The sequence below is a fragment of the Vibrio sp. 10N.222.49.A3 genome (assembly GCF_041475145.1).
Taxonomy (GTDB): Bacteria; Pseudomonadota; Gammaproteobacteria; order Enterobacterales; family Vibrionaceae; genus Vibrio; species Vibrio tasmaniensis_A.
Genome location: NZ_JBFRVM010000240.1, coordinates 1 through 5,010 on the forward strand (window position 1 = coordinate 1; position 5,010 = coordinate 5,010).

Consider the following 5,010-nt stretch of genomic DNA (forward strand, 5'->3'; position numbering starts at 1 on the left):
TTAAGTGAACGGCATTAGCTCAAGAGAGCTGCTTTTTAAATACTTAGCTTAGAAACACTGACCTTAAAAAGGACACTATTCGCTAATGCCTAATAGTTAGTAACTAAAACACTAGCTACGCTTTGGCTGTCTGTAAGTTTTACCCGCAATTTGGTATGTGTCTTTTTGCTTTAATTCAAACATAGTTTCAAAGAACCAAGCTGCAAATTTGATTAAGTCATCGCCTTCATTCATGACATGTTCGATGTACTCTTGCTCTTCGCCTTGTTCATTTTCTTGAAGCGTCACGTGGTAAATACGCTTTTCGCCTTCAACTTCAGCTAGCGCAAATTGACCTGTTAGTGATCCAGCAGCCTCAGCGACTTCTGTATCCTCATTGGATTTCAATAACTCAAGTGCTTGAGGCAGGCCATCTAGTGCGCAGATAGCTTTTACCAGTACTTCAAATTCATTTTGCTGCATGTTTATTACCTATTAAATGGACGCTGGTATTGTAGAAAACCATCCATACAAATACAACGTATTAACGACTGTATGCTGAACTATAGCGAGCTAGCTGTTTAACTGGTCTGTACTTCAGCTGCTTAACTGTACTCAACTTCGGTAGCTGTGGCTTTCTTATTCATTCTCGTTGAAGACCAAAGTACTGTAGCCATACAAGCGCCAATAATCAGATAAAACACGCCGAGCTGTAGGTGAGTCGTCACCCAACTCTCGACTAGATATCCACCAAGTAAACCCGCCAAACACATCTGAATTGAACCTGACAGTGCCGACACCGCGCCCGCTTTCTTCTTATGAGGTTCTAATAGCATACTGATCGATAGAGGGAAGGAGATACCTTGAGCGATAGCTAACCACGTAAATGCCCACACTAAGTTAAAGATGGATAACTCATGAGTAAGTAACCAAGTCCCTGAAGCTAAAATGATCAAAATCGCAAGACTCATCAATTGTGGTGTACTAAACCTACGATTGAGCAAGTTCAAAGCCACGCTACCAATCAGTAAGCCAGCCGAAGGGACTATCATCAACGATCCGTATTCAGCGGCTGTCAGCCCCAATTGCTCTTGCATTAAGAATGGAAACAGCGATAGCGACACCAAACTCGCCATGTAACTCATCCAATTATAACTGGCACTGGTCAACACTTGGCGATTCGTCAACAAACGGCCATAGTTCTTGACCACTTGACTGACTTCAAAGCGGCTCTTCCCGTATGGTAAAGTTTCATGAAGAACAAAATAGCCGAGAGTGAATATCGCCAGTAAATACACAAGAACAAACAGGAACACCGCCTGCCAACCGAGGTGGAATGAGATCCAACCACCAAACACGGGCGCAATAATCGGCATGATCGAAGCGGTGACCGAAATATAAGACAGTGCTTTGGTCAGTTGAAGGCCATCATAGCTGTCGCGCAGCACACTTCGCCCAAGAACCGAGGCACTACCCGCACCTAGACCTTGCAACAAGCGACCAACCTCTAACGCCGTCATGTTGTCGGAAAAAACAACACAAACAACAGTACCAATCAAATAAACACCCTGACCTAACAAGAAGATAGGTCTTCTCCCCACGGCATCGGACATCGGCCCGTAAAATAGCTGAGACAAGCCAAAACCCACAAGAAACAGCGTAACGAGCAGCTGTACATCTACCTGAGTCACACTTAAGTCTGAAGCAATTAGCGGCAATGATGGTAAATAGATACTCACCCCTACCTGTCCTGTAGCTATGATCATCATGGCTAAGAGTAGCGGTGTTTTTTTAAAGGTCGATTGGCTCAAAAAATTCCCTATTCGTTTGTTATTTGTTCATCAGATGAGTTTACATTCAAAACCAATAATTGATAATTAGCTAAATTGGAATTTAATTAAGTCCCAACAGGAAATAGTATGGATTGGATTCTTAACGTAAAAAGTTATGTAAAAGTGGTGGAAGAAGGCAGCTTCAATGGCGCAGCGCGTAAACTCAATACCACCAGCTCAGCGATCAGCAAAAGAGTGAACTGGTTAGAAGAACGTATTGGCACTCAACTATTAAAGCGCACCACGCGCTCAATCAGCCAAACCGAAGCGGGGGCTCTCTTTTATCTGCGAGCCAAAGATCAGCTCGATAATTGGCAATCGATTATTGATGAAACCCGATCGGTTAACCAAACGCCTGCGGGCCTGCTAAAGATTGGCGCAACCATTGCTGTTGGTTCTAAGTTTCTCGTGCAATACATGGACGACTTCTTAGAAAAGTATCCAGACATTAAAGTACAGCTTATCACCACCACGCCAGGTCAATTACCTGAGCTTGGCTTGGACCTGGTGATCAGTCGTGAACTGGAACAACTCAACTCGTTAAGCTTCAAGAAAACACCACTATTTGAACACAAAGCCAGCTTTTATGCCGCACCAAGTTACTTGGCTAAACATGGTTATCCCATCAACGAGCAAGACTTAGAGCAGCACAACTCCTTAATATGGGGAGAGCGTCCTATTCGTGAAGTCACGCTAACTAAAGGACAGCGCATCACTTTGAACGGTAACTTTGCGACCACCAACCCTGAGGCTTTGTTTCATGCCGCGAAGCGAGGAATGGGCGTACTGTTAACCATCAAAGCAATGATCAAAGAGGATCTTAAACAAGGGACACTGGTTCCAGTATTACCAAATATAACAGCTGACGAAGTGATGGTTTACGCGTACTACCCTAAGCTTGACTACTCACATACACGAACCAAGCTATTTTTAGACCACCTAAAAGATAGGCTAGACAAAGAAAGAAATAGTCAAATTTTGTGAAATATATCGCACTAAATTTGAAAAATCACACAACACGACCAATAATAAACTAGACGCATATCAAGATTATTAATGCAAGTAGCATTGTTAATATTTAAGACGGTGCTGCTACAAGATCGTATACACAAGATCATACACATACAGCTTACACACGATTCTGGTTGGCTACGGATGGTGACTATGACTCAACATACACGCAATTGCATGATAGACACAGAGCGCATTGGCCGCTTACTCAAATTGGAAGGTATCGACCTTTTAGAGTCTGCCGTGCTTACTTTGCATCAAACCTTCGGTACTCAATACACCAGTATCATTGAGAAAAAGCACTTCCCCGATCAAATGGTTCCTTTGGTCATTGCCCATTCTGACCATGTACTGCATGACAAAATAAACGCACGCCATGGTCACATATACCAACAAGCCGTTAATCAAAAACACCCAGATTGCTCATTTGCTCAGTATATCGTTCAGTCACTCCCAACATCAGCATTTAGACAGGAAATCACCTCACAGAACTCAATCGCTATCCCAGCACGCAGTCAAAGTGGCGAAGTCATGGGTGTGCTTTTCTCAACCTTTAGTTCGCCTATGAGTACAGATCAACAACAAGACGTGATAAAACACCACCAGTTGTTCGCAGATATCGTCATTCACACCTTGCGTGAAATGTGGTTCAACGACCGTTCTGAGCAACTGGTTAATCAACTCAGCTACGAAGTATCACACGATAGTCTAACTGGGCTATTAAACCGTAGCTGCTTATCAGACACCTTGGAATCGATCACTCAGCAGAGTGTCACTCCCTTCACGCTCGCTCTGCTCGACATCAATAGCTTCAAAGCCATCAATGATATGCACGGTAATTATATTGGCGATAAGGTACTTCAGTTCGTTGCAGAGACCTTGCGCCGAACCTTGCCCGACAACAACCTGACGTTCCGGACGGCTGGCAATGAGTTCGCATTCATTACCTATCATTCAGACCCAATAGCTGTTTGCGAACAAATTCTGGATAAGATAAAGCAAGGTTACACTAGTATTGATATCAAAATCGATTTCGACGTCAGCATCGGCATTGCCCGGTCAGATGGAGACAATAAAGACGTAGAACAAATCATCTTCAACACCAGTTTGGCGCTAAAAGAGTGCCAGCATAGTCAAGATACATACATTCAATGTTACGACACTCACCTAAGGGTTCGTTACCAAAGGAAAACCGAGTTAATCGCCGCCTTACGAAGTGAACTTGATAGCCCCATATCAGACAGTCAGGCACCTAATGACAGTGGAATGTACGTGGTTGTACAACCAATCGTTGATCACATTGATACACGATGGGATTACTTCGAGGTGTTAACTCGTTGGAAAACCACAAGACATGGCGACATCTCGCCAGTGGAGTTCATTCAGGTAGCGGAAGAATCGGGGTTGAGCGTGGAACTGGGTGAACGGATCATCGAATTGGTATGCCGCGCTAAAACAAGATTGGAGCGAGGCTTAGGCTACAAAGTTAAGCTTGGAATAAACTGCTCCGCTCACGAGCTTACCGATTCTAAGCGTTATATTTCCTATCTCACTCGAACGATTGAACAGCATCACTTTAAAGCAAACGAGTTTGTCATTGAGCTAACCGAAACCGTGCTGTTATCTCCAACTCAAGAAACAAAGTCAGCACTCGACTTTCTAAGGGGACAAGGGTTCACGATCGCTCTAGATGATTTCGGTACTGGTTACTCAAGCTTAAATTACATTCATAGCTACCCTATAGATTGTATTAAGATTGATGCCACCTTTATTCGAAACTTGCTGACAAACTCAACATCCGAAAGTGTTGTGTGGTTGATTGTTCAACTGGCACACAGACTCAATGTGTCATTGGTTGCGGAAGGCGTAGAGAAGCGCGAGCAATTAGAAAAGCTGCACGCAATGGGGTGTGACAAAATTCAAGGATACCTCTACTCTCCACCTATGCGACCAGAAGCTATCGTTAGCTACGTCACTCACTCAGAACCTCTAGCCTAAACGCCGTTTACTACCTCAACCTAAAATCAAAAAGCCGCGAGCGTATCACTAAACATTTAAGTATTTAGTTCTGCACTCACGGCTTTAAAGGCTACATCATTACTCGCAACCATCTAGCTAACGGTTACCTTGACGGCATACAGTCAGCTGCTAGGGCGTGTTGACCTTTCGCGGTTAAATTTTGTTCGAG

The 5,010-nt window shown here is 43.8% G+C and carries 4 protein-coding genes; 2 read left to right on the forward strand and 2 right to left on the reverse strand.

Going from position 1 to position 5,010, the window contains the following annotated elements:
* Positions 1-111: 111 nt before the first annotated feature.
* The gene (locus AB4589_RS24095) at positions 112-462 is read right to left on the reverse strand and encodes a hypothetical protein (RefSeq protein ID WP_004731829.1); all 351 of its coding nucleotides are present in this window, start codon (positions 460-462) and stop codon (positions 112-114) included.
* 122 nt (positions 463-584) lie between these two features.
* Positions 585-1,790 carry a multidrug effflux MFS transporter gene (locus AB4589_RS24100; RefSeq protein ID WP_012600277.1) on the reverse strand — a complete coding sequence of 402 codons (1,206 nt, stop codon included), beginning with the start codon at positions 1,788-1,790 and terminating at the stop codon, positions 585-587.
* A 108-nt stretch (positions 1,791-1,898) separates the two neighbouring features.
* Here AB4589_RS24100 and AB4589_RS24105 point away from each other — a divergent pair, with 108 nt between their 5' ends.
* Together AB4589_RS24105 and AB4589_RS24110 are read left to right on the forward strand one after the other, a co-directional pair.
* Positions 1,899-2,795, forward strand: coding sequence for a LysR family transcriptional regulator (locus AB4589_RS24105; protein WP_009845717.1), 897 nt, complete (start codon positions 1,899-1,901; stop codon positions 2,793-2,795).
* Between the two features lie 180 nt (positions 2,796-2,975).
* On the forward strand, positions 2,976-4,820 hold the full coding sequence (locus AB4589_RS24110) for a putative bifunctional diguanylate cyclase/phosphodiesterase (RefSeq protein WP_372101847.1): 1,845 nt from the start codon (positions 2,976-2,978) through the stop codon (positions 4,818-4,820).
* Positions 4,821-5,010: the final 190 nt, after the last annotated feature.